This is a genomic window from Enterobacter sp. EGD-HP1, assembly GCF_000733275.2.
Classification (GTDB): domain Bacteria; phylum Pseudomonadota; class Gammaproteobacteria; order Enterobacterales; family Enterobacteriaceae; genus Enterobacter.
The window spans coordinates 1-23022 of record NZ_AVOP01000015.1; the positions used below are offsets into that span (position 1 = coordinate 1).

Below are 23022 nucleotides of genomic sequence, written 5' to 3' on the forward strand. Positions count from 1 at the left end.
TCTGAACAGACGCGTCTGGCGATGGACGCCATCATTGTTCATATCGATAACATCAGCCAGCTGGTCACAGAGATTAACCATGCCTCACGCGAGCAGTCCGCCGGGATCGGCCAGGTGAACCTCGCCATGACCCATATTGGCGAAGCGTCGCATATCAATGCCGATCGCGTCTCACGCAGCGAGCAAACGGCTCAAACGCTGCGCGAGAAGGGTTCACACCTGACTCAGCTGGTGAGTCTGTTCCAGCTAAAAGGCTAGCCGACTCTGCCCGTGGCGCGCAGCAGCAGGTCACTTTGCACCTGCTCGCTCATCAGCGTACCGCCACGGGTGTCCAGCATCATGCGGCACCACGCCTGCGCCACAGGCGGCGATGCGTGCCGCAGCATCTGGCTCCCGGTACCGAGCAAGAAAAGCTGCTGCGCGATCTCCCGCCCCTGCGCCTCCTGCGGTTTACGCAGTTTTTGCTGCAGCTGTCGCCAGCTGCGGTCGAAGTGTCTGTCCTGCCCTTTCACCTGTGCAAACTCATCGGCAAGCAGATCGTGAATGCCCGGCTGCTTCGCCAGCACGCGCAGCACGTCCAGGCACATGATATTCCCCGATCCTTCCCAGATACTGTTGACTGGCATCTCGCGATACAGGCGGGGAAGTTCGCTCTCTTCGCAATATCCGATCCCACCCAGCACCTCCATCGCTTCAGCGACAAACGGGATGCCCGCTTTACAGATGCTAAATTTCGCAGCCGGGGTAAACAGCCGCGCCCAGGCGGCCTCTTGCGGATCGGCACGCTTGTCCCACGCCCGGGCCAGGCGGAACAGCAGCGCCGTGTGCCCCTCCAGCACCAGTGCCATCCGGCTTAGCACCTCACGCATTAGCGTCTGGTCGATGAGATTTTTGCCGAAGGTTTGCCGCTGATGGGCATGGTACAGCGCCACCGAGAGCGCCCGACGCATCAGCCCGTGGCTGCCCAGCGCGCAGTCAAAGCGCGTCAGACCGCCCATTTTGAGGATCTGCCGTACCCCTTCGCCCTCTTCCCCCAACAGCCAGCCGGAAGCATCCAGGAACTCCACCTCGCTGCTGGCGTTGGAGCGGTTTCCGAGCTTGTCCTTGAGGCGCTCCAGCCGGACGGCGTTGCGCTGTCCGTCAGGCAAAAAGCGCGGCACAAAAAAGCAGGATAGCCCGCCTTTCGCCTGGGCCAGCACCAGGTGTGCATCGCTTTGCGGGACGGAGAAAAACCATTTATGCCCCACCAGCCTGTAACTGCCGTCGCTGCATTTTTCCGCTTTGGTAGTGTTGCTGAGCACGTCTGAGCCGCCCTGCTTTTCCGTCATTCCCATACCGATCAGCAGGCCGCGCTTTTGCGCACCGGGGGCCAGATGCGGATCGTAGCGATCGCTGAGCAGCGGCGTCAGCCAGTCGTGAAATGCTTTGGGGAGCGCCTGCTGCAGCAGCGGCGTGGCGGCGAACGTCATGGTGACCGGGCAAAGCGTGCCCGCCTCCACCTGAGCATGCAACACAAAGCGTGCGGCCCGAGCGACAAACGACCCTTTACGCGCCTCCTCTTCCCACGCCAGATTATGCACGCGATTGGCACAGAGTCCCTGCATCAGCAGGTGCCATGCCGGGTGAAATCGGACGTCGTCCAACCGCTCTCCGGTGGCGTCATAGCGTAGTAACTCCGGAGGATTAACGTTTGCCAGCCTGCCCAGCTCCAGCGATTCCGCGGTGCCTAACTGCTGTCCGATGCTGGCGAGCAACTCAATATCCCACTCGGCCCCTTCACGCGCGACCGCATCGCGCAGGGCGCAGTCCGAAAGGAAAAGGTTGCTGTTGGAAAGCGGTGCAGGTTGATTGAATACCGTATGGGTCTGCCAGTGCATGCTGTCTCCCTCCTTCAGTGGCAATGACGATAAGTATGGACAGACCGCGCACACGCTGCATGGGAGGAGAGTCACACGTTCACGATCCCGCTGATATCATTCGTGAAATAGCTCACAGAACATAAGAATAAACTATTTCATGACTTCGCTTTTGTTGAATAATTTATTCTTACCCTTTTCAGTGAGGATCGTTATGCAACCGGATGCGCACAAGCGGGCATTAATTGCAGGCTCCATTGGTAACTTTATCGAGTGGTATGAGTTTGCGGTCTACGGTTTTCTGGCGACCGTCATTGCGAAAAACTTCTTCCAGCTTGAAGGCGAAGCGGGTCTTACCAGCCTAATCCTCACCTACGCCTCGTTTGCCATCGCCTTCTTCTTCCGCCCGCTGGGTGCGGTGGTGTTTGGCCGCATCGGCGACCGGATTGGCCGTAAGCCGACGTTAATCATTGTGCTGGTGCTGATGACGCTCGCTACCGCCGCCATCGGCATTGTGCCGGTTTATGCCAGCATCGGGATTGCCGCGCCGCTCATTATTACGCTATTGCGCATCCTGCAGGGGCTGTTCGCGGGCGGTGAGTACGGCGGTGCGGTCTCGCTGATGACGGAGTTCGCCCCGCGCGGCAAGCGTGGGCTCTATGGCGCGTGGCAGTCCTTTACCGTGGCGCTGGGGCTTTTAGCGGGCGCAGGCATCGTGGCGCTGCTCTCCGCCCTTCTCACGCCTGAGGCATTGCACGACTGGGGCTGGCGCATTCCGTTCTTCCTGGCGCTGCCCATGGGCGTCGTTGCGCTGTGGCTTCGTGTCAGCATGGAGGAAACGCCAAGCTTTGTGCAGCAGCAGGATAAACCGGCTGTCGCTCAGGCGGATACTGCCGCCACGCTCCGGGCTATCGTGATGGGGATTGGGCGCGTAATGGTCTGGTCTGCGGCGGGGTACACCTACCTGGTGATTATGCCGACCTATCTGCAGTCGGCGCTGCACACCGGGTTTAACCAGGCGCTGCTGATAGCGGTGATTTCCAATATTGGGTTTGCGCTGACGATTATTCCGTCGGGGATCCTGAGCGACCGGATCGGGCGCCGCACGGTGATGATTATCGCCACCGCGCTGCTGCTGATCCTTGCCCTACCGCTGCTGAAAATCCTGCAGGCGGAGTCGAGTACGCTGGTGGTGAAGGCGGGTGTGGTATTGATTGCGGGCGGTCTGGTGGGCATGCTGGCGGGACCGGGCCCGGCGATGCTATCTGAGATGTTCCCGACGCGCGTGCGCTATACGGGACTGGGGCTGGCCTACTCTTTGTCGAACGCGATTTTCTCGGGATGTGCAGGGTTAATCATTACCGGGCTGATTAAGCAGACGGGCAACCTGGATATTCCGGCGTATTACGTGATGGCGACGGCGGTAGTGAGTATTTTCGCGCTGATGACGCTGAGGAAGGATGACCATTTGCGGTCGTTAGAGGAGTGAGGTTAATGCCCGGTGGCGCTACGCTTACCGGGCCTACGGTACCGTGCCTTTGTAGGCCGGGTAAGGCGAAGCCGCCACCCCGGCACAACAGACTACCCTCGCTGACGCACCGCTTCAAACAGGCAGATACCCGTCGCAACGGAAACGTTTAGGGACGACACGCTGCCCGCCATCGGGATGCTGATCAGCTCATCGCAGTGCTCGCGGGTCAGACGGCGCATGCCTTCGCCTTCCGCACCCATCACCAGCGCCAGGCGGCCGGTCATTTTGCTCTGGTACAGAGTATGGTCCGCTTCACCGGCGGTACCGACGATCCAGATGTTCTCTTCCTGCAGCAGACGCATGGTGCGCGCCAGGTTAGTCACGCGGATCAGCGGAACGTTTTCCGCGGCGCCGCAGGCCACTTTCTTCGCCGTCGCGTTCAGTTGCGCGGAGCGATCTTTCGGCACGATCACCGCATGCACACCCGCCGCATCCGCGCTGCGCAGGCACGCGCCGAGGTTATGCGGATCGGTAACGCCATCGAGGATCAGGAAGAACGGGTTATCCAGCTCGGCAATCAGATCCGGCAGATCGTTTTCCTGATACTGACGACCCGGCTTCACGCGGGCAATGATCCCCTGGTGCACCGCGCCTTCGCTTTTCTCATCCAGGAACTGGCGGTTCGCCAGCTGGATCACCACGCCCTGCGCTTCCAGCGCGTGGATCAGCGGCATCAGACGCTTATCTTCACGCCCTTTCAGAATAAAGACTTCCTGAAAACGCTCCGGTGCGCGCTCGAGAAGGGCCTGCACCGCGTGGATGCCGTAAATCATTTCACTCATTGATGGTTCTCGTAATAAGTATTTCCCCTCCCCCCGTAGGGGAGAGGGTCAGGGTGAGGGGAGAATTTACTCCGCCTGCTTTTTCTTGGCCGCGCGCTTCGCTTTGGTGGCGGCAGCGATTTTCTGCGTTTTAGCGGAAGGTTTTTTCGCTGAACGAGCTTCTTTCTTCGCCGCCTTCGGCTTCTGTTTCTTCTCGCCGCGGAACGCGCTGTCCGGCTCGAAGTTTACCTTCTTGCCCGCCTGACGACGTTTACCGCCGCCCGGTTTACCGTTAGCGGTTTTTTTCGCCCTTTCACGCTCGGTTTTACCGACGTTACGCGGCGCGCGCTCGCTGGAGATCAGGCTGAAGTCGATTTTACGATCGTCCATATTCACGGCTTCGACCTTCACTTCCACACGGTCGCCCAGACGATAGGTCTGGCCGCCAGATTCGCCAATCAGGCGCTGACCGACCTGGTCGAAGCGGTAGTAGTCGTTATCCAGGCTGGAGACGTGCACCAGACCGTCGATGAACAGCTCGTCCAGACGAACGAAGAAACCAAAGCCGGTCACGCTGGCAATCACGCCTTTAAAGACGTTACCTACCTGATCGAGCATAAAGTCACACTTCAGCCAGTCCGCCACGTCGCGTGTTGCTTCATCGGCACGACGTTCGGTCATGGAGCAGTGCTGACCCAGCTGCAGCATCTCTTCCATCGAATAGTGGTAGCCACCGGTTTCGGTGGTGTTCCCTTTATGGCCCTGCTCCTGCGCCAGCAGATACTTGATCGCACGGTGCAGAGAGAGGTCAGGATAACGACGGATCGGCGAGGTGAAGTGGGCGTAAGACTGCAGCGCCAGGCCGAAGTGTCCCCGGTTTTCCGGATCGTAAATCGCCTGCTTCATAGAGCGCAGCAGCATCGTCTGCAGCATTTCTGCATCCGGACGATCGCTAATGGATTCCAGCAGCTCGGCGTAATCGCGCGGCTCTGGCTTGTTACCGCCTGGCAGCTCCAGACCGAGTTCGGCCAGCACGGAGCGGAACGACGTAATGGCTTCCGTGGTCGGCTTATCGTGAATACGGAACAGCGCCGGTTCTTTGGCTTTTTCGACGAAGCGTGCCGCCGAGATATTCGCCAGAATCATACACTCTTCGATCAGCTTGTGCGCATCGTTACGCTGGGTCTGTTCGATACGCTCGATGCGGCGTTCAGCGTTGAAAATGAATTTCGCTTCTTCACTCTCAAAGGAGATCCCGCCGCGCTCTTCGCGCGCCTGATCCAGCGTTTTGTAGAGGTTATGCAGTTCTTCGATGTGTTTAACCAGCGGCGCGTACTGTTCGCGCAGATCCTGGTCGCCCTGCAGCATATGCCAGACCTTGGTATAGGTCAGACGCGCGTGCGAGCTCATCACCGCTTCGTAGAACTTGTAGCCGGTTAAGCGCCCTTTGGTGGAGATGGTCATCTCGCAAACCATACAGAGGCGGTCAACCTGCGGGTTCAGGGAGCACAGGCCGTTAGACAGCACTTCCGGCAACATCGGCACGACCTGGGACGGGAAGTACACCGAGGTTCCGCGGCTGCGCGCTTCGTTATCCAGCGGGGTGTGCGGACGAACATAGTAGCTTACGTCTGCAATAGCCACCCACAGACGCCAGCCACCGCCGCGTTTTTTCTCGCAGTAGACGGCGTCATCGAAGTCGCGGGCATCTTCACCGTCGATAGTGACCAGCGGAAGGGAGCGCAGATCCACGCGGCCCGCTTTGGACTCTTCCGGCACTTCTTCGCGCAGGCTTTCGATCTGCTCTTCAACCGCTTTCGGCCAGATGTACGGAATTTCATGGGTGCGAAGCGCCATATCAACGGCCATGGTAGTGCCCATGTTGTCGCCAAGCACTTCGACGATTTTACCTACCGCTTTGGTGCGACGGGTTGGGCGCTGGGTGAGTTCCACCACCACCACAAAGCCCATGCGGGCGCCCATCACCTCTTCAGGTGGGATCAGGATGTCGAAGCTCAGACGGCTATCGTCCGGCACCACAAAGCCCACGCCCGCGTCGGTAAAGTAGCGCCCGACGATCTGGCTGGTTTTTGGCACCAGAACGCGAACCACGCGCGCTTCGCGGCGGCCTTTACGGTCAGCACCCAGCGGCTGCGCCAGGATCTGGTCGCCGTGGATGCACATCTTCATCTGTTCAGACGAGAGGTAGAGATCGTCTTTACGACCTTCCACGCGCAGGAAGCCGAAGCCATCGCGGTGACCAATGACGGTCCCTTTCAGCAGATCGAGGCGTTCTGGCAGCGCGTAGCACTGGCGGCGGGTAAAGACCAGCTGCCCGTCACGCTCCATCGCGCGCAGGCGGCGGCGAAGGGCTTCAATTTGCTCTTCACCTTCAATGTTTAATTCAACGGCAAGTTCTTCACGATTGGCGGGTTTTTCGCGTTTTGTTAAGTGTTCAATGATGAACTCGCGGCTGGGAATAGGATTCGCGTATTTTTCGGCTTCGCGTTCCTGGAAAGGATCATGTGACATGTCGGTTCCTCCGTTGTCAGCTCCGGTGGAAATTTTCTTCATTCCACCAGCAATAATTTATAAAGCGGTTGATTCTCTTCAACCAAATCGGCCAGCGTGTAGTTATCCAGTTCCATGAGAAAACTTTGCACGGCCTTTGAAAGCGCCTTTTTCAGGCGGCAAGCGGGCGTGATGTGGCAGAACTCGCTGCTGCAGTTCACCAGAGACAGCGGCTCCAGTTCACGTACCACATCGCCAACACGAATACTCTGTGCCGGTTTACCGAGACGGATCCCACCATTCTTCCCGCGGACGGCAGCAACGTATCCGGCACGACTAAGTTGATTGATTATTTTGACCATATGATTACGGGATACGCCGTAGACCTCTGTGACTTCAGAGATACTGGTCATCTTCCCCTCGGGTAACGACGCCATGTAGATCAGCGCACGTAAGCCGTAATCGGTGAAACTTGTTAACTGCACATCAACCTCAGGAAAAAGGGAAATCGCGGACAAACCGCAGAGATATTCATTAATGATGATAAACCAGCCAGATAGTTAGCGGCTAATTTATTTGACAGACGGGGCGAAAAAGCGGAGATCCAGGAGCGTTCGCCGGATGGCGCTACGCTTATCCGGCCTACGGGTCACCCCGCAGGCCAGCATTCACGAAGATTATGCGTCGAACGGGTCGCGCAGGATCATCGTTTCAGTACGATCCGGGCCGGTAGAAATAATATCGATCGGCACTTCGGTCAGTTCTTCAATACGCTTGATGTAATCCAGCGCCGCCTGCGGCAGGCCGCTACGCTCTTTCACACCGAAAGTGGTCTCAGACCAGCCCGGCATGGTTTCGTAGATTGGCTCAATGCCTTCCCAGTCGTCAGCAGCCAGCGGCGTGGTGGTCACTTCGCGGCCATCTGGCATACGGTAGCCTACGCAGATTTTCACTTCTTTCAGGCCGTCCAGTACGTCCAGCTTGGTCAGGCAGAAGCCAGACAGGGAGTTGATCTGCACTGCACGACGCACGGCAACCGCATCCAGCCAGCCGGTACGACGACGACGACCGGTGGTCGCGCCAAACTCGTTACCCTGCTTGCACAGGAACTCGCCGGTTTCATCAAACAGCTCGGTCGGGAATGGACCCGCACCCACGCGAGTGGAGTATGCTTTGATGATGCCCAGAACGTAATCCACATAACGTGGACCCAGGCCAGAGCCGGTCGCCACGCCACCTGCAGTGGTGTTAGAGGAGGTAACGTACGGATAGGTACCGTGGTCGATGTCCAGCAGCGTACCCTGCGCACCTTCGAACATGACGAAGTCGCCACGCTTGCGCGCCTGGTCCAGCAGATCGGACACATCAACAACCATACCGGTCAGAATGTCAGCGATCGCCATGACGTCATCCAGCACTTTCTGGTAGTCAACAGCGTCAGCTTTGTAGAAGTTCACCAGCTGGAAGTTGTGATATTCCATCACTTCTTTCAGTTTTTCAGCGAAGGTGGCTTTGTCGAAGAGGTCGCCCACGCGCAGACCGCGACGCGCAACTTTATCTTCGTAAGCCGGGCCGATACCACGACCGGTGGTGCCGATCGCTTTCGCACCGCGCGCTTTCTCACGCGCTACGTCCAGCGCCACGTGATAATCCAGGATCAGCGGGCAGGCTTCGGAGAGCAGCAGACGCTCACGAACAGGGATACCACGGTCTTCCAGACCTTTCATCTCTTTCATCAGCGCAGCAGGAGACAGCACAACGCCGTTACCGATGATGCTGGTGACGTTTTCGCGAAGAATGCCTGATGGAATAAGATGGAGGACGGTTTTTTCACCGTTGATTACGAGAGTATGGCCTGCGTTGTGACCGCCCTGGTAGCGTACAACATATTTAGCCCGTTCAGTCAGAAGATCAACAATCTTCCCTTTACCTTCGTCACCCCATTGGGTGCCCAGTACGACGACGTTGTTACCCATTTTTTTCAAAATCACCGTTTGCTTAAAAATGGATTCTACCATCGCTTTTTCAGATATACAGCACTTTTTGACCTCAAAATACGCCGATTGCGCCTACTTTTTGATCAGCCAATCGTTTTCCTCAACATGTAGTAGATCACGATGCCCGCAACCACAAGACCTCCGCCAAAACGACGCAAAATATTATCAGGCAGCTGGCTCATCGTGGCGATCATTCGACGCCAGGCGCGTGGATAAAGCATCGGTCCAAGACCTTCCAGCACCAGGACCAAAGCCAGTGCGAGCCAGATCGTTGAATTCATTTTTATTCCTTATAAAAGAAAACCACCGCTCCGTTGAGAGCGGTGGTTTGAATACTCAAACGTGCATGAGTTTATCGCGTTGCGTTAGTCGGCGTCTTCATATAACGGAAGAAATCGCTGTCCGGGCTGAGCACCATCACATCCTGGTTGCTCTGGAAGCTATTCTCGTAAGCACGCAGGCTACGGATAAAGGCGTAGAAGTCAGGATCCTGGCTGAAGGCATCCGCAAACAGCTTCGCCGCTTCGGCATCGCCTTCACCGCGCAGGATACGGCCCTGGCGCTCAGATTCTGCCAGCGTCTTGGTGACTTCATAGTCCGCTGCTGCACGCAGCTTCTCAGCCTCTTCCTGGCCCTGTGAACGGTGACGACGGGCTACCGCTTCACGCTCGGCGCGCATACGGTTGTAAATCGCCTCGGACACTTCCGCTGGCAGGTTGATCTGCTTGATACGCACGTCAACCACTTCGATACCCAGCGCGGCCATACTGTTCGGGTTGATCACCGGCACTTTACCGTTGGTCTCCGCCTGAACGCGTTCAGCCGCTTTAGCAATCGCGTCATCCGCTGCTGGCGTTTCCACTTCGTCTTCCGTGCCCGCTGTACCGGAGTTCAGCGCATCACGTACTTCCAGCGTCAGACGGCCGCGGGAGTCGGTCACGATGTCTTTCACATCCAGACGACCAATCTCGGAACGCAGACGGTCAGAGAACTTACGTTTCAGCAGCACTTCTGCCTGAGAAACGTCGCCACCGCCCGTTGCCAGGAAGTAACGGCTGAAATCGCTGATGCGCCATTTGATATAAGAATCAACGATCAGGTCTTTCTTCTCTTTGGTCACGAAACGGTCGGCCTGGTTATCCATGGTCTGGATACGCGCATCCAGCGTTTTCACGGACTGAATGAACGGCACCTTGAAGTGCAGACCCGGCTCGTAAATTACCGGGCGTTTGTCGCCATCACGCACGACGCTGCTGAACTGGAACTTAATCCCACGCTCGCCTTCTTTCACCACAAAGATCGAGGTATAAAGCGCGACCAGTACGATGACGATGATCGCAATAACTGACTTACGCATCCTTATTCCCCCTGACGCTGGTAGTCGTTACGCTGCGCGTTAGCACGGCGTTGGTCCATGATGTCACCATCGTTCGAAGAAGGCGTTGTGTTCGTGCTGGCGCTGCCTGTTGAGGCTGGCGGCAGACGCAGCAGGTTGTTCGCGCCGCTGGTGTCGCCTTTCGCTGCTGGTGCAGAACCGCCTTTCAGCATCTGATCCAGCGGCAGAACCATCAGGTTTCCGCCTTTACTGTCGTTAACCAACACTTTGCGGGTGTGGCTCAGCACTTTTTCCATGGTCTCGATATAGAGACGCTCACGGGTAATTTCCGGCGCCGCTTTATATTCCGGCAGGATCTTCGCAAAGCGAGCCACTTCACCCTGAGCTTCCAGGATGGTCTGCGTCTTATACGCGCGCGCTTCTTCCAGAATACGCTGCGCCTGACCGTTAGCGCGTGGCTGAACTTCGTTGGTGTACGCTTCTGCTTCACGGATGTACTGCTGTTCGTTTTCACGGGCAGCAATCGCATCGTCAAATGCGGCTTTCACCTCTTCCGGCGGACGCGCAGCCTGGAAGTTGACGTCCAGCAGGGTGATACCCATATTGTACGGACGAATGGTCTCTTCCAGCTCGCGCTGGGTATCGCTACGAATAACGGTACGACCTTCGGTCAGGATACGGTCCATGGTGTATTTACCGATCACACCGCGCAGGGCGCTATCGGTCGCCTGACGCAGGCTGTCATCGGCGCTGGTCACGCTAAACAGATAACGCTCAGGATCGGTCACGCGGTACTGTACGTTCATCTCAACGCGCACCACGTTTTCGTCAGAGGTCAGCATCACGCCAGAGGCGGCCAGTTCACGCACGGATTCCACGTTTACCGCGGTCACGTCGTCAATGAAGGTCGGCTTCCAGTTCAGACCCGGCTCAACCAGATGGCTGAACTTACCGAAACGGGTGACCACGCCGCGTTCTGCTTCTTTAATGGTGTAGAACCCGCTGGCTGCCCAGATGATGACTACCGCAGCGGCCACGATGCCCACTACGCGGCCACCCATTGGCGGGCGCGAACTCTGAGTGGAATTACCACCCGAGCCAGAACCTTTTCCTCCGCCAAGGCCACCAAGCTTCTTGCTCAGTTTGCGGAAGATATCATCCAGATCCGGCGGCCCCTGCTCGCGACCACCTTTGTTGCCATTTCCCTCAGAGTTGCCGCCAGGTTTGCTGCTTCCCCACGGGTCGCGGTCTTGTCCGTTATTACCGGGCTGATTCCACGCCATGTATATGCTCCATATTTGTTATGCAAGGGCGAATTATTCAGGCATCCCCTTTCTGATCAGACGATATAGTCGACCAGCGCAGGTTCTTGTTTACAGAGGCGACGCCAGTCAACGATCGGCATACGCACCTGCATCCCCACGCTGCCGTCATCCTCCATCCACTCTTTTTCTATCGCCTGAAGCTGATAAAACCGGCTGCGCAGCCTGCCTTCCTGTGGCGGCAGTCGCAGCGTGTGCTGAGCTACCTCACCGGAAAGACGTTCTGTCAAAGCCTGGAAAAGTAGTGGCACACCAATACCGGTCTGGGCAGAAAGCCAGACCCGAATCGGTTTGTTTTCTTCATCTCTGTCGATACGCGGTTCGAAATCGTCCAGCATATCGATCTTGTTCATGACCAACAGCGTTGGGATCTCGTGGGCGTCGATCTCTTCGAGCACCACGTTCACCGCGTCGATGTTCTCCTGCACGCGCACGTCTGCCGCATCAATCACGTGCAGCAGCAGAGTCGCCTGTCGCGTCTCCTGCAGGGTGGCTTTAAACGCCGCCACCAGGTCATGCGGCAGGTGGCGGATAAACCCTACGGTATCCGCCAGCACCGTTTCACCGACGTCTGCGACGTCAATACGGCGCAGCGTAGGGTCCAGAGTCGCAAACAGCTGGTCTGCGGCATAAACCTGGGCCTCGGTTATCTGGTTAAACAGGGTGGATTTACCGGCGTTGGTATAGCCCACCAGCGACACCGTCGGGATGTCGGCTTTGGTTCGCGCCCGGCGTCCCTGTTCACGCTGTTTCTCTACCCGTTCCAGACGTGAGAGGATCTGGGTAATTCGGCCGCGCAGCAAACGACGGTCGGTTTCGAGCTGGGTTTCACCCGGGCCGCGCAAACCAATCCCGCCTTTTTGTCTTTCAAGGTGTGTCCAGCCACGCACCAGACGCGTTGCCAGATGGCGCAGCTGCGCCAGCTCAACCTGCAGTTTCCCTTCGTGGGTACGTGCACGCTGAGCAAAAATATCTAAAATCAAACCCGTGCGATCGATAACACGGCATTCGCAAAGGGCTTCCAGGTTGCGCTCCTGGGCTGGAGACAGCGCATGATCAAACAACACGACTGACGCGCCGGTTGCTTTTACGGCATCCGCAATTTCGACTGCTTTACCTTCACCAACAAAATACTTTGGGTGCGGCGCTTTACGGCTACCGGTAATCACCTGCATTGCTTCGACACCGGCGGAAGAGACCAGAGATTCAAACTCCTGGAGGTCTTCCATATCTTTGTCTTGCGAAAAATAGATGTGTACCAGCACCGCCTGCTCACCGGCATCATAACGGTCAAACAAGCGTAAACCTCTCTAAAAAGATCAGCGGGGAACGCAGGATCCCTGGCTCCCCGTGTGGATAACAGTGCGAAACCTTATTCGGTCTCGTCGCTGTCCTGCGCCGGCGTTGAAGAACCCTGCGCGCTGCTGCCATGATGGTAGTTACTACCAGTGCCGCCGCCAGCGTTATTGCTGTGATGAGATACCGGACGGGACGGAACAACAGTAGAAATAGCGTGCTTGTAGACCATCTGACTGACCGTGTTTTTCAACAGAATCACAAACTGATCGAAAGACTCAATCTGACCTTGCAGCTTAATACCATTCACCAAATAAATAGAAACTGGAACACGTTCCCGACGCAATGCGTTCAGGAACGGATCTTGTAAAGATTGCCCCTTAGCCATTCTATCTTTTCCTTATATGCTTGTTTTGTACTTAGAACCTTGCGATTCTGAAAAATTGCGCACGATACGTCTCAATTGTACACATTCAGTGAGCGATATCACCAATAACCTCAATCACTTCGTTTAACGCCTGTTGCGGTTTTTCACTGTCTAACCAGTGAACGCCGTCCCAACCGCGCAACCAGGTGATCTGGCGCTTCGCTAACTGTCTCGTGGCGCAAACACCTCTATAAACCATTTCATCGTATGAAATCTCACCTTCAAGATACGACCACATCTGGCGGTATCCCACACAACGAATGGAAGGCATGTCCGTATGCAAATCTCCACGGGCAAAAAGCGCCCGCACTTCTGCTTCAAAATCTGAAGCTAACATCTGATGAAAACGCTGCTCAATTCGCTGATGGAGCAGTTCACGGCTCGCCGGGGCGATGGCGAACTGATGCACCTGATACGGCAGAGCGTCTCCTGAAGTTTGCGTCAGTTCCGTTAAAGTTTTACCCGAAATGAAAAAAACTTCCAGTGCCCGGGAAAGCCTTTGCGGATCATTTGGATGGATTCGCGCTGCAGCAACCGGGTCAATCTCCGCCAGTTGCTGATGCAAAACGTCCCAACCCTGCTCTGCCGCCTGCTGCTCAATTTTCGCTCTTACTTCCGGATCCGCAGATGGCAGAGGTGACAACCCCTCCAGCAACGCCTTGAAATAGAGCATGGTTCCGCCAACCAACAGCGGTATACGTCCCGCCGCCGTTATCTCGGCCATCTCGGCTAAGGCATCCCGGCGGAAATCCGCTGCGGAGTACGCCTGAGCCGGGTCGAGTATATCCAGCAAACGGTGCGGTGCCGCACGCAGCTCTTCTGCGTCAGGCTTCGCCGTGCCGATGTCCATCCCTCGGTAGATGAGGGCGGAGTCGACGCTAATCAACTCTACAGGCAAAACTTTACGCAACTCAATGGCTAGCGCCGTTTTGCCGGAGGCCGTTGGGCCCATTAAAAAAATTGCCTTAGGCAGGCTCGCCTTACTTGCGTCAATCATGTTTCAGGGCATTCATCGCCGTTTGTAAATCAACAGGTTGTAATAACCCACCCGGCGGCGTTTTCACCAGATGCGGACAGAGGCGTTCCACCTCCGCCAGCACGCTAATGGCCTGCGCCATACTCCACGGCGCATGTTCGCTTGCCAGATGGCGGGCGATCCACTGCGCGGTGTTGGCGGCATCAAACGATGTTTGCTGCGCCAGGTAGCCTATCAGTTCAGGAATCAAGTTTTGTAAATTTTGTTGGCGTAAGGGTAAAGGCACTGCACGAATTGTCACATGTTGTGGTTCGAGCACAGTTTCAATACCCATTTGCGCCAGCTGCGGCTCGGCGCGCTGCAATACCCTTGTTTCTTCAGAGGATATTTTCAGGCGAACCGGAATTAACAATGGCTGCGCGCAGGCTGCATTTTCGCCTGGCGTAAGCTGCACCTGTTTGAGCCAGCGTTCGGCGACCGGCAGTGCCAGAAGCATCAATTTGCCGTCACGTTCAAGCAGTGCCATATCCGGCGCGATAATCGTCAGCACCCGGCCAAAACTCTGGCTATGGCCGTCCAGAGAAGGCTGAGCGGCCTGAATGTGCTCTTTACGCTCCACGGCTGGCGTTTCCAGCAGCTTGCGGTACAACGCGCCCTGCTGCTTCTGATAGCCAGGCTGAGCATTCGGATAATTTGCGCCCGTTGGACGCGGTGCGCTTCCTGCGGGGGAAAAACGCGGGGCTTCCGGTTCACGCGCAACGGCAGGCTCCGCAAAATGGTTTCGGCCTGCCGCTACACGGTTTTCTGGCAGCGGACGGGGGGCTGGGGCGCCGTTCTCCAGCGGCAGCGTTGGCTCTGCCTGCTGCTGCAATACTGTGGCCACGCCCTGATAAATGAAGTCGTGAACCAGACGCGACTGGTGGAACCGCACCTCATGCTTGGCAGGATGGACGTTCACATCCACCTGATGGGGGTCGATTTCCAGATAAAGGACGAAAGCAGGCTGCTGATCGGCCCCGAGTTTGTCTTCGCAGGCCTGGCGAATCGCGTGATTGATGAGACGGTCGCGCATCATGCGGCCGTTCACGTAGCAATACTGAATTTCAGCGAACGCAGCACTGCTTGCGTTTGGATCGGCAACCCAGCCGCGTAAAGCCAGATCGCCGTGCTGCCACTCAATGGCCAGCGCCTGTTCCAGAAACGGCGTACCGCAGATCGCCCCCAAACGGCGCTCTTTCTGTCCACCTTCCGCCACCGCGCGGTACTGGCGCATCACCTTGCCGTTGTGGCTGAGGTTGATGGTGACATCGAAGCGGGCCAGCGCGATACGGCGAATGATCTCGTCGATATGGCCGAATTCGGTCTTCTCGGTACGCATAAACTTGCGTCGGGCGGGGGTGTTGTAGAAGAGATCTAATACTTCCAGCGTCGTGCCGACAGGGTGCGCCGCGGGTTTGACCGTCACATCCATGTCGCGCCCTTCGGCGTAAGCCTGCCAGGCTTCCTGCTGTTCAGCGGTACGGGAGGTCAGCGTTAAGCGCGAAACCGAGCTGATACTGGCCAGCGCTTCACCGCGAAAACCGAGGCTAATAATCGCTTCCAGGTCATCGAGAGAGGCAATTTTACTGGTGGCGTGACGGGCCAGCGCCAGCGCCAGCTCGTCTTTTTTAATGCCACAGCCGTTGTCGCGAATGCGGATTAGCTTCGCGCCACCGCGTTCGATATCAATATCAATGCGGGTTGCGCCCGCATCGAGGCTGTTTTCCACCAGCTCCTTCACCACCGACGCAGGGCGTTCCACCACCTCACCGGCGGCGATTTGGTTCGCGAGCTGCGGCGGTAGAACCTGAATCGGCATGAATTCTCCTTAGTTGGTCGCGGTCATCTCACCCGGTAGCGCTGCACTGGCCGTCTGGGCAGCGCCGCTCTGCGGCGCGGACTGCAGCGGATGGGCATCAAAGTATTTGCGCAGACCGTTATAAATCGCTTCGGCAATTTGCTGCTGGTAGCTGTCGCTTCCCAACAGACGCTCTTCACCGTTGTTACTGATAAAGCCCGTCTCTACAAGGATGGACGGGATATCCGGCGAGCGTAGAACGCCGAGGCTGGCATGTTCCGGACGACGCTTGTGCAGCACGCCAATACTTTGCAGCTGGCTCAATACGTTAGTGGCGACATCATACCCGACACGCTGAGAATGACCGAACTGTAAATCCAGCACCGCCTGGCTGAGGTATGGATCGGACTGGCTGTTCGCCAGCACGTCGCCCGCGCCGCCTAACAGTTCAGACTGCTTCTCATGCTCTTCCAGCCAGTTGGCCATTTCGCTGTTCGCGCGACGGTTCGACAGCACCCAAACCGAGGCGCCGGTGGCGCTACGATTCGGTGCGGCATCCGCATGAATGGAGACCAGGAAGTTCGCGTTTTGCTTACGCGCCACATCCGAGCGTCCCATGACGGAGATAAAGTAGTCCCCGTCGCGGGTCAACACGCCTTTAAACATAGGGTCGTCATTGAGTAGTGAACGCAGCTTACGCGCGATAGCGATGGTCACGTTTTTTTCTCGCGTGCCGCCAGGGCCAATCGCCCCCGGATCTTCCCCGCCGTGGCCCGCATCAATGGCGATAATCACTTTGTCACCGCTGACCGTCGCGCGTCGCGCGCTGGCCGCAGGACGCGTCACCGTATTGCTGCTGGTTGCCGCGGTAATGCGGTCGTTCTGCGATTTAAACGGATTACGCGCAGGTTCAGAAGGACGCGGAGTATATACCGGTTCTTCCACGCGCTTCGCTACGACCGGCGGCGGTGGAGGCGGTGGCGGTACGTCGGCATTGATGGTAAAGACCACCGTATAGTTCGCCCCGTTTTGCTGCTTCACCGCCTTCGTTTTGCCCTTTTCGGTCAGATCGACCACCAGGCGTAACGACTGGCTATCCTGCGGCGTTCCCGAACGGATACTTTTCACCAGGTTGTTACCGCTGAACCGCAGCGGTAGCCCCTGGATCACGCCAGTCTGCTTGATATCCAGCGCCACGCTGTGGCTGTCTGGCTGTGAAAATGCATATTCAGGATCGCCCATAAAGCTGAACGTAATCCGGGCCTGGCTTTCGCCGTTTGATACCTGAATATCTGAGAGGTTTGCCGCCCCGGCCTGCGCGCACAGCAGCACGGTGGCAGCCAACAACCAACCTTTAACGCGATTTATCATCCCGTCATCCCTACGCTTAACCGGCCAGTCGCGCCAGTAAGGAACTGCCTGATGAGGAAACAGCACTGATGCGTGCCTCACGCCCTTGTGCCTGGTAATCTAAGTGAATTTCGACATCCGGGTCAGGCAGCACACCCGCACCTTGTTGCGGCCACTCCACCAGGCAAATGGCGTCGTTGGCAAAATAATCACGGATCCCCATAAATTCCAGCTCCTCAGGATCCGCAAGGCGGTATAAATCGAAGTGGTACACCATGAGATTTTCAAGGGTGTACGGTTCGACCAGCGTGTAGGTTGGGCTTTTCACATTCCCGTTATGCCCTAACGCCTGCAAAAAACCCCGGCTGAAGGTGGTTTTACCCGCACCTAAATCACCATACAGATAAATGACGGTTGCCCCCTGACAGGCCTGCGCCACGCGCTTGCCGAGTTCTAAAGTGGCTTGTTCATCAGGTAAAGGAATCGCTCGATTAGTCATTTTCTACGTCAATCACATCCGGGTTAACAACACGCCGCAGCGTGCAAAAAAGATCGGTGGCCAGCATACCGCGTGTACCGTAACGCGCGGCCAGTTTATCCGCCGCGACACCGTGGGCCACGCAGCCCGCGCAGGCTGCATCATAAAGGGGAAGTTTCTGTCCAAGCAATGCGCCAATGATGCCGGAAAGCACATCGCCCATGCCGCCGCTTGCCATGCCCGCATTTCCAGCATCAATAATGCCCTGCGTCTCGTCACTGGCGACAACGGTTCCTGCCCCTTTCAAAACGGCAACACCTCCGTAACGTTTTACCAGACGCTGAGCAGAAAGTAAGCGATCGCTTTCAATTTCTGCCACGCTGCAGTTAAGCAGTCGCGCGGCTTCGCCGGGGTGTGGCGTCAGAATGCGATTGTGACGCTTATCCGGGTTTATTGCCAGAAGGTTAAGCGCGTCGGCATCCCACAGCATCGGTTTACGAAAATTCTCGACCTTTTGCAGGGCCTGTTTACCCCATGCCTGCTGCCCAAGACCCGGGCCAATTACTACCACGTCCGCCCATTCCAGGCTTTCTTCAAGCGTCTGGGACGTAAGCTCATGGACCATCAGCTCCGGTCGGGCCGTCACGATCGGCATAATATTCTCAATGCGAGTGAGTACCCGCACTAATCCGGCACCGCTGCGCAGGGCCGCTTCGCCGGTCATGCGAATCGCACCTGCCGTACCGTGGTCGCCGCCAATAATCACCAGCCTGCCGTGATCGCCCTTATGGGACGTCGGCCGGCGCGGCGGGAGCCACGCAGCAAGCTGCGACGCATCAAAACGCGCGATGTGCATTTCCTGCCCGGCCAGCCAGCTCTCCAGCCCCAGCGCATTGTGGTGCAGCACGCCAACGACGTCTCGCGCTTTACCGGTCAGTAACCCCGGCTTGAGGGCGATGAAGGTCACCGTATGGGCAGCCTGAATGACCGCCCCCGGCGTCGCGCCGGTTTGTGCAATCAGGCCAGAGGGAATATCCAGGGCGACTACCGGCGCGGAATGTCTGTTTGCGTGTTCAATAAGCGCGGCAATGTTCTCACGAGGCGCACTGCGTAGACCGGTCCCCAGCAGACCATCAACAATCAGATCCACCTCTTCTGGCCAGACGATATCAGGCGCATGAATCACACCGCCTGCGTTAAGCCACGCCTCCCGCGCCGCGTCGGCCTCTTCCGGCAGCGGTTTATCGCTCTCCAGGGCCAGCAACGTCACGCGAATACCTGCCGCAACCGCGAGACGGGCGACGACGTAGCCGTCGCCGCCGTTATTGCCGTGACCGCACAGAATCAGCCAGTGGGAGGCCTGCGGGTACGCGCTCTGGGCAACGTTAAACGCCGCCTCACCCGCGCGCAGCATCAGTTCATAAAGGGTAATCCCGAGGCTGTCTGCGGCCTCTTTTTCGGCGCGCCGGAGGTCATCCGCATGCCAGATGGAATGTGGTATACTTGCGGGGTTTTTCTTCACCGTATGGTCCGTCATGTCACAGCCCCTCGATCTCAATGAATTAGCGCAAAAAATAAAACAGTGGGGTGCTGAGCTTGGCTTCCAGAAGGTGGGCATTACCGATACCGACCTTTCCGCCAGCGAGCCAAAACTGCAGGCCTGGCTGGACAAACAATACCACGGCGAAATGGAATGGATGGCGCGTCATGGCATGATGCGCGCCCGCCCTCACGAGCTTTTGCCGGGCACATTACGCGTCATCAGCGTGCGCATGAACTATCTGCCCGCCAACGCGGCCTTTGCGCGCACGCTAAAAAATCCCTCACTGGGTTACGTCAGCCGGTACGCCCTGGGACGTGATTACCATAAGCTCTTGCGTAACCGTTTAAAAAAACTCGGGGAAACTATTCAGCAGCACTGTGTTTCGCTGAATTTTAGACCCTTTGTCGATTCTGCGCCTATTCTTGAGCGCCCGATCGCTGAAAAAGCCGGGCTTGGCTGGACAGGTAAGCACTCACTTATCCTCAGCCGCGACGCCGGATCGTTCTTCTTCCTGGGTGAACTGCTGATTGATTTACCGCTGCCGGTAGACGGCCCGGTAGAGGAAGGCTGTGGCCGCTGCGTGGCCTGCATGACCATCTGCCCGACGGGTGCCATCGTCGAGCCTTACACCGTTGATGCGCGCCGCTGCATCTCCTACCTCACTATCGAACTGGAAGGGGCCATTCCCGAAGAGTTTCGACCGCTTATTGGCAACCGCATCTACGGCTGCGACGACTGCCAGCTGATCTGCCCGTGGAACCGCTATTCGCAGCTCACGGACGAAGAGGATTTCAGCCCGCGTAAGGCGTTGCATGCCCCGCAGCTCATTGAGCTGTTCGCCTGGAGCGAGGCCTGGTTCCTGAAGGTGACGGAAGGTTCTGCCATTCGCCGTATCGGTCATCTGCGCTGGCTGCGTAATGTTGCCGTCGCGCTGGGTAATGCCCCGTGGGATGAAGCGAACGTGCGGGCGCTTGAAAGCCGTAGAGGTGAGCACCCACTTCTTGATGAACACATAGAATGGGCGATTGCGCAGCAAATTGAGAAGCGTAATGCCTGTACGATCGAGGTGCAGCTACCGAAGAAACAGCGTCTGGTGAGGGTGATTGAAAAAGGGCTTACGCGGGATGCCTGAACTATTCACAGCCTGTGAATAAAATTACAAACTCAAGCGCCATCTGGGCTAGAGAAGAGGTCAAGTGATCTCACTAACATTTTGAAATGAAAATTTAGCCATCAAATACAGTGATTTAAATGGATACTATTCACCCTGCTAAGTTTTAACCCTGTTCAGGGTAAGCGCGGTTTCTGTGGATAACTCTGTTCACAAGAGTATTTCAGAGACAATAGAAAACGTCCCCAACGAGTCATTTCGCTGTGGATACTTTAGAGATGAAGAAGAATTTGGAGCGGGAAACGAGACTCGAACTCGCGACCCCGACCTTGGCAAGGTCGTGCTCTACCAACTGAGCTATTCCCGCTTAATCTGTGTCTTTCAAGCTGCCACTGCGTTGGCTGCCTTCACTCACCTTAGTCACTTACTCAAGTAAGCTCCCAAGGATTCGTTCAGTTGCCGCCTTGTTGCAACTCGAAATCCCACGATTTGGTGGTCTGTGCTTTAGAAGCACTTTCAAATTTTGGAGCGGGAAACGAGACTCGAACTCGCGACCCCGACCTTGGCAAGGTCGTGCTCTACCAACTGAGCTATTCCCGCTTGGGTGTTCTGGTGCTGGGCGTATCCGGAGATACTTTCAAATTTTGGAGCGGGAAACGAGACTCGAACTCGCGACCCCGACCTTGGCAAGGTCGTGCTCTACCAACTGAGCTATTCCCGCAAATCTGCACTGCTTTTGCTGCTGTCGTAACGTGTAATTCTCTGTCGTTACGGGAGGCGCATTATACGAGAAATCCTTTTAGCTGCAACCCCCCTTAAAGCGATTTTTTCGAAATTAAGTTCAAATGCTTATTTAATCGGCAAGCTGAACAATTTAACGACAAAAAGCCGGCCACGCAAGGCGCCGGATCTCAAAATCACAGCTTAATAAAGTTTTCGCGGTAGTAGGAAAGCTCCGCCACGGACTCACGGATATCGTCCATCGCCTGGTGGGTCCCCTGCTTTTTAAAGCCGTCGAGGATTTCAGGTTTCCAGCGACGCGCCAGCTCTTTCAGGGTGCTGACATCCAGATAGCGGTAGTGGAAATAAGACTCCAGCTCCGGCATGTACTTAAACAGGAAACGGCGATCCTGGCCGATGCTATTCCCACAGATTGGCGATTTGCCTGCCGGAACCCACTGTTTCAGGAACTCAAGCGTCGCCAGCTCCGCCTCGCGATCGCCGAACGTGCTCGCCTTCACGCGCTCCACCAGGCCACTGCCGGTGTGGGTGCGCACGTTCCATTCATCCATCAACGCCAGCTGATCGTCGGACTGATGCACCGCAATCGTTGGCCCTTCCGCCAGGATATTCAGGTTGGCGTCCGTCACCAGCGTTGCAATTTCAATGATGCGATCGCGCTCGGGATCCAGTCCGGTCATTTCGAGATCGATCCAAATCAGGTTGTTTTCATCCGCGCTCATGTTATTTTCCACCCTTCTCGCATAACCGGCAGTAGCAGGTTAACTAGTATTAATTAGAGTGTATCATAGAGGTTTTGCCCCTTACGGGCGACCAGGAGCCAGCGCGATTGAGTAAAAATAAACTCTCCAAAGGGCAGCAGCGCCGCGTAAACGCCAACCACCAGCGCCGTCTTAAAACCACTTCGGAGAAGCCGGATTATGACGACAACCTGTTTGGTGAAGCGACAGAAGGCGTAGTCATCAGCCGTTTCGGTATGCATGCCGATGTCGAATCCGCCGACGGAGATATTCACCGTTGCAATATCCGTCGCACCATCCGTTCACTGGTTACCGGCGATCGCGTGGTCTGGCGTCCGGGTAAAGAGGCCGCTGAAGGTGTCACGGTTAAGGGCATCGTTGAAGCCGTGCATGAACGCACGTCGGTACTCACCCGCCCGGATTTCTACGATGGCGTAAAACCGATTGCCGCCAACATTAACCAGATCGTCATTGTTTCGGCGATTTTACCTGAGCTTTCGCTCAATATTATCGACCGATACCTTGTCGCCTGCGAAACGCTGCAGGTTGAACCGATTATCGTGTTGAACAAAATCGATCTGTTGGATGACGACGGTATGGCCTTCGTGAATGAGCAGATGGATATCTACCGCAAGATTGGTTATCGCGTGCTGATGGTCTCCAGCCACACCAAAGATGGCCTGAAACCGTTAGAAGAAGCGCTGACCGACCGTATCAGCATCTTTGCGGGCCAGTCCGGCGTGGGTAAATCGAGCCTGCTGAACAACCTGCTTGGCCTCCAGCAAGAGATCCTGACTAATGATGTGTCCAACGTCTCGGGTCTGGGCCAGCACACCACCACCGCCTCGCGTCTGTATCATTTCCCGCACGGCGGCGACGTGATTGACTCCCCAGGGGTGCGTGAGTTCGGTTTGTGGCACCTTGAGCCGGAACAAATCTTTAACGGATTTGTCGAATTCCATGATTATTTAGGCGCTTGTAAATACCGCGACTGTAAACACGATAACGACCCAGGGTGCGCTATTCGTGAAGCGGTTGAGAAAGGCGAGATCGCAGAAACCCGCTTCGAGAATTACCACCGTATTCTTGAGAGCATGGAAGACGTAAAAACGCGTAAAAACTTTTCTGATTCTGATAACTGACAACTAAGCTAAGCATCGCTAAAATCGTCCCCTTTTTTCAGGTTCCGGCGGCTTAACGCCGGATCAG

General features: G+C 56.5%; 19 protein-coding genes, 3 tRNA genes and 1 pseudogene. 4 read left to right on the forward strand and 19 right to left on the reverse strand.

The genetic code is table 11. The annotated features are described in order from the left end of the window. Positions 1 to 258, forward strand: a pseudogene (locus N037_RS12525) (methyl-accepting chemotaxis protein); the annotation flags it as partial. On the opposite strand, the gene N037_RS12530 reads toward N037_RS12525, so the two are convergent. Next, the gene (locus tag N037_RS12530) at positions 255 to 1877 is read right to left on the reverse strand and encodes an isovaleryl-CoA dehydrogenase (RefSeq protein WP_032641354.1); all 1623 of its coding nucleotides are present in this window, start codon (positions 1875 to 1877) and stop codon (positions 255 to 257) included. The pseudogene N037_RS12525 and the gene N037_RS12530 sit on opposite strands and share 4 nt — an antisense overlap. A 193-nt stretch (positions 1878 to 2070) precedes the next feature. Between N037_RS12530 and N037_RS12535 the strand changes: the two genes are divergently transcribed. Then, a complete protein-coding gene (locus N037_RS12535) occupies positions 2071 to 3345 on the forward strand; it encodes an MFS transporter (protein WP_032641355.1) in 1275 nt (424 codons plus the stop codon). 92 nt (positions 3346 to 3437) lie between these two features. Here the strand turns inward: N037_RS12535 and rlmB are convergent, their stop codons facing one another. The 14 genes from rlmB to nnr form a co-directional block, all read right to left on the reverse strand. Beyond that, positions 3438 to 4169, reverse strand: coding sequence for a 23S rRNA (guanosine(2251)-2'-O)-methyltransferase RlmB (rlmB, locus tag N037_RS12540; protein WP_023334255.1), 732 nt, complete (start codon positions 4167 to 4169; stop codon positions 3438 to 3440). A gap of 66 nt (positions 4170 to 4235) precedes the next feature. After that, positions 4236 to 6680, reverse strand: a complete 2445-nt coding sequence (rnr, locus tag N037_RS12545; RefSeq protein ID WP_032641358.1) for a ribonuclease R — start codon at positions 6678 to 6680, stop codon at positions 4236 to 4238. Between the two features lie 38 nt (positions 6681 to 6718). Next, the gene (gene nsrR, locus N037_RS12550) at positions 6719 to 7144 is read right to left on the reverse strand and encodes a nitric oxide-sensing transcriptional repressor NsrR (protein ID WP_023334253.1); all 426 of its coding nucleotides are present in this window, start codon (positions 7142 to 7144) and stop codon (positions 6719 to 6721) included. 192 nt (positions 7145 to 7336) lie between these two features. After that, complete coding sequence (locus N037_RS12555) at positions 7337 to 8635, reverse strand: adenylosuccinate synthase (RefSeq protein WP_006178975.1); 1299 nt, start codon at positions 8633 to 8635, stop codon at positions 7337 to 7339. A gap of 104 nt (positions 8636 to 8739) precedes the next feature. Beyond that, on the reverse strand, positions 8740 to 8937 hold the full coding sequence (locus tag N037_RS12560; protein WP_003855996.1) for a DUF2065 domain-containing protein: 198 nt from the start codon (positions 8935 to 8937) through the stop codon (positions 8740 to 8742). Between the two features lie 71 nt (positions 8938 to 9008). Next, entirely contained in the window at positions 9009 to 10013 is a 1005-nt protein-coding gene (gene hflC, locus N037_RS12565; protein WP_032641360.1) for a protease modulator HflC, read from the reverse strand. A 2-nt stretch (positions 10014 to 10015) separates the two neighbouring features. Further along, the gene (hflK, locus tag N037_RS12570; protein WP_023310137.1) at positions 10016 to 11275 is read right to left on the reverse strand and encodes an FtsH protease activity modulator HflK; all 1260 of its coding nucleotides are present in this window, start codon (positions 11273 to 11275) and stop codon (positions 10016 to 10018) included. Between the two features lie 56 nt (positions 11276 to 11331). After that, a complete protein-coding gene (gene hflX / locus N037_RS12575; protein ID WP_023310136.1) occupies positions 11332 to 12612 on the reverse strand; it encodes a ribosome rescue GTPase HflX in 1281 nt (426 codons plus the stop codon). A 74-nt stretch (positions 12613 to 12686) separates the two neighbouring features. Continuing rightward, positions 12687 to 12998 (reverse strand): RNA chaperone Hfq, encoded by a 312-nt coding sequence (gene hfq, locus N037_RS12580; RefSeq protein WP_023334248.1) that lies wholly within the window; start codon positions 12996 to 12998, stop codon positions 12687 to 12689. 85 nt (positions 12999 to 13083) lie between these two features. Next, the gene (gene miaA / locus N037_RS12585) at positions 13084 to 14034 is read right to left on the reverse strand and encodes a tRNA (adenosine(37)-N6)-dimethylallyltransferase MiaA (protein WP_023334247.1); all 951 of its coding nucleotides are present in this window, start codon (positions 14032 to 14034) and stop codon (positions 13084 to 13086) included. Further along, the gene (gene mutL, locus N037_RS12590) at positions 14027 to 15871 is read right to left on the reverse strand and encodes a DNA mismatch repair endonuclease MutL (protein ID WP_032641362.1); all 1845 of its coding nucleotides are present in this window, start codon (positions 15869 to 15871) and stop codon (positions 14027 to 14029) included. Before mutL ends, miaA begins: the two co-directional genes overlap by 8 nt. Before the next feature lie 9 nt (positions 15872 to 15880). Further along, complete coding sequence (amiB, locus tag N037_RS12595; RefSeq protein ID WP_032641364.1) at positions 15881 to 17221, reverse strand: N-acetylmuramoyl-L-alanine amidase AmiB; 1341 nt, start codon at positions 17219 to 17221, stop codon at positions 15881 to 15883. Between the two features lie 16 nt (positions 17222 to 17237). After that, complete coding sequence (gene tsaE / locus N037_RS12600) at positions 17238 to 17699, reverse strand: tRNA (adenosine(37)-N6)-threonylcarbamoyltransferase complex ATPase subunit type 1 TsaE (protein ID WP_013095283.1); 462 nt, start codon at positions 17697 to 17699, stop codon at positions 17238 to 17240. After that, positions 17692 to 19215, reverse strand: a complete 1524-nt coding sequence (gene nnr, locus N037_RS12605; RefSeq protein WP_032641367.1) for a bifunctional ADP-dependent NAD(P)H-hydrate dehydratase/NAD(P)H-hydrate epimerase — start codon at positions 19213 to 19215, stop codon at positions 17692 to 17694. The genes tsaE and nnr overlap by 8 nt, the downstream gene beginning before the upstream one ends. Here nnr and queG point away from each other — a divergent pair. Next, the gene (gene queG, locus N037_RS12610) at positions 19214 to 20353 is read left to right on the forward strand and encodes a tRNA epoxyqueuosine(34) reductase QueG (protein ID WP_032641369.1); all 1140 of its coding nucleotides are present in this window, start codon (positions 19214 to 19216) and stop codon (positions 20351 to 20353) included. The genes nnr and queG overlap by 2 nt on opposite strands. A 270-nt stretch (positions 20354 to 20623) precedes the next feature. Here queG and N037_RS12615 read toward each other — a convergent pair. The 4 genes from N037_RS12615 to orn all read right to left on the reverse strand — a co-directional run bounded on the left by N037_RS12615 (position 20624) and on the right by orn (position 21795). Continuing rightward, positions 20624 to 20699 (reverse strand) — tRNA-Gly (locus N037_RS12615). 157 nt (positions 20700 to 20856) lie between these two features. Further along, positions 20857 to 20932, reverse strand: a tRNA-Gly gene (locus tag N037_RS12620). Between the two features lie 45 nt (positions 20933 to 20977). Next, positions 20978 to 21053: transfer RNA gene (locus tag N037_RS12625), tRNA-Gly, on the reverse strand. A gap of 196 nt (positions 21054 to 21249) precedes the next feature. Further along, a complete protein-coding gene (gene orn, locus N037_RS12630) occupies positions 21250 to 21795 on the reverse strand; it encodes an oligoribonuclease (protein WP_023310130.1) in 546 nt (181 codons plus the stop codon). A 107-nt stretch (positions 21796 to 21902) separates the two neighbouring features. Between orn and rsgA the strand changes: the two genes are divergently transcribed. Next, positions 21903 to 22955: a small ribosomal subunit biogenesis GTPase RsgA gene (gene rsgA / locus N037_RS12635; protein WP_023334242.1), complete on the forward strand. Its 1053-nt coding sequence runs from the start codon at positions 21903 to 21905 to the stop codon at positions 22953 to 22955. Positions 22956 to 23022 lie beyond the last annotated feature (67 nt).

Bases quoted from the DNA above. Each gene is read 5' to 3' on its own strand.
- N037_RS12530 (WP_032641354.1), bottom strand. From the start codon at position 1,877: ATGCACTGGCAGACCCATACGGTATTCAATCAACCTGCACCGCTTTCC.
- N037_RS12535 (WP_032641355.1), top strand. From the start codon at position 2,071: ATGCAACCGGATGCGCACAAGCGGGCATTAATTGCAGGCTCCATTGGT.
- rlmB (WP_023334255.1), bottom strand. From the start codon at position 4,169: ATGAGTGAAATGATTTACGGCATCCACGCGGTGCAGGCCCTTCTCGAG.
- rnr (WP_032641358.1), bottom strand. From the start codon at position 6,680: ATGTCACATGATCCTTTCCAGGAACGCGAAGCCGAAAAATACGCGAAT.
- N037_RS12555 (WP_006178975.1), bottom strand. From the start codon at position 8,635: ATGGGTAACAACGTCGTCGTACTGGGCACCCAATGGGGTGACGAAGGT.
- N037_RS12560 (WP_003855996.1), bottom strand. From the start codon at position 8,937: ATGAATTCAACGATCTGGCTCGCACTGGCTTTGGTCCTGGTGCTGGAA.
- hflC (WP_032641360.1), bottom strand. From the start codon at position 10,013: ATGCGTAAGTCAGTTATTGCGATCATCGTCATCGTACTGGTCGCGCTT.
- hflK (WP_023310137.1), bottom strand. From the start codon at position 11,275: ATGGCGTGGAATCAGCCCGGTAATAACGGACAAGACCGCGACCCGTGG.
- hfq (WP_023334248.1), bottom strand. From the start codon at position 12,998: ATGGCTAAGGGGCAATCTTTACAAGATCCGTTCCTGAACGCATTGCGT.
- miaA (WP_023334247.1), bottom strand. From the start codon at position 14,034: ATGATTGACGCAAGTAAGGCGAGCCTGCCTAAGGCAATTTTTTTAATG.
- mutL (WP_032641362.1), bottom strand. From the start codon at position 15,871: ATGCCGATTCAGGTTCTACCGCCGCAGCTCGCGAACCAAATCGCCGCC.
- amiB (WP_032641364.1), bottom strand. From the start codon at position 17,221: ATGATAAATCGCGTTAAAGGTTGGTTGTTGGCTGCCACCGTGCTGCTG.
- tsaE (WP_013095283.1), bottom strand. From the start codon at position 17,699: ATGACTAATCGAGCGATTCCTTTACCTGATGAACAAGCCACTTTAGAA.
- queG (WP_032641369.1), top strand. From the start codon at position 19,214: ATGTCACAGCCCCTCGATCTCAATGAATTAGCGCAAAAAATAAAACAG.
- nnr (WP_032641367.1), bottom strand. From the start codon at position 19,215: ATGACGGACCATACGGTGAAGAAAAACCCCGCAAGTATACCACATTCC.
- orn (WP_023310130.1), bottom strand. From the start codon at position 21,795: ATGAGCGCGGATGAAAACAACCTGATTTGGATCGATCTCGAAATGACC.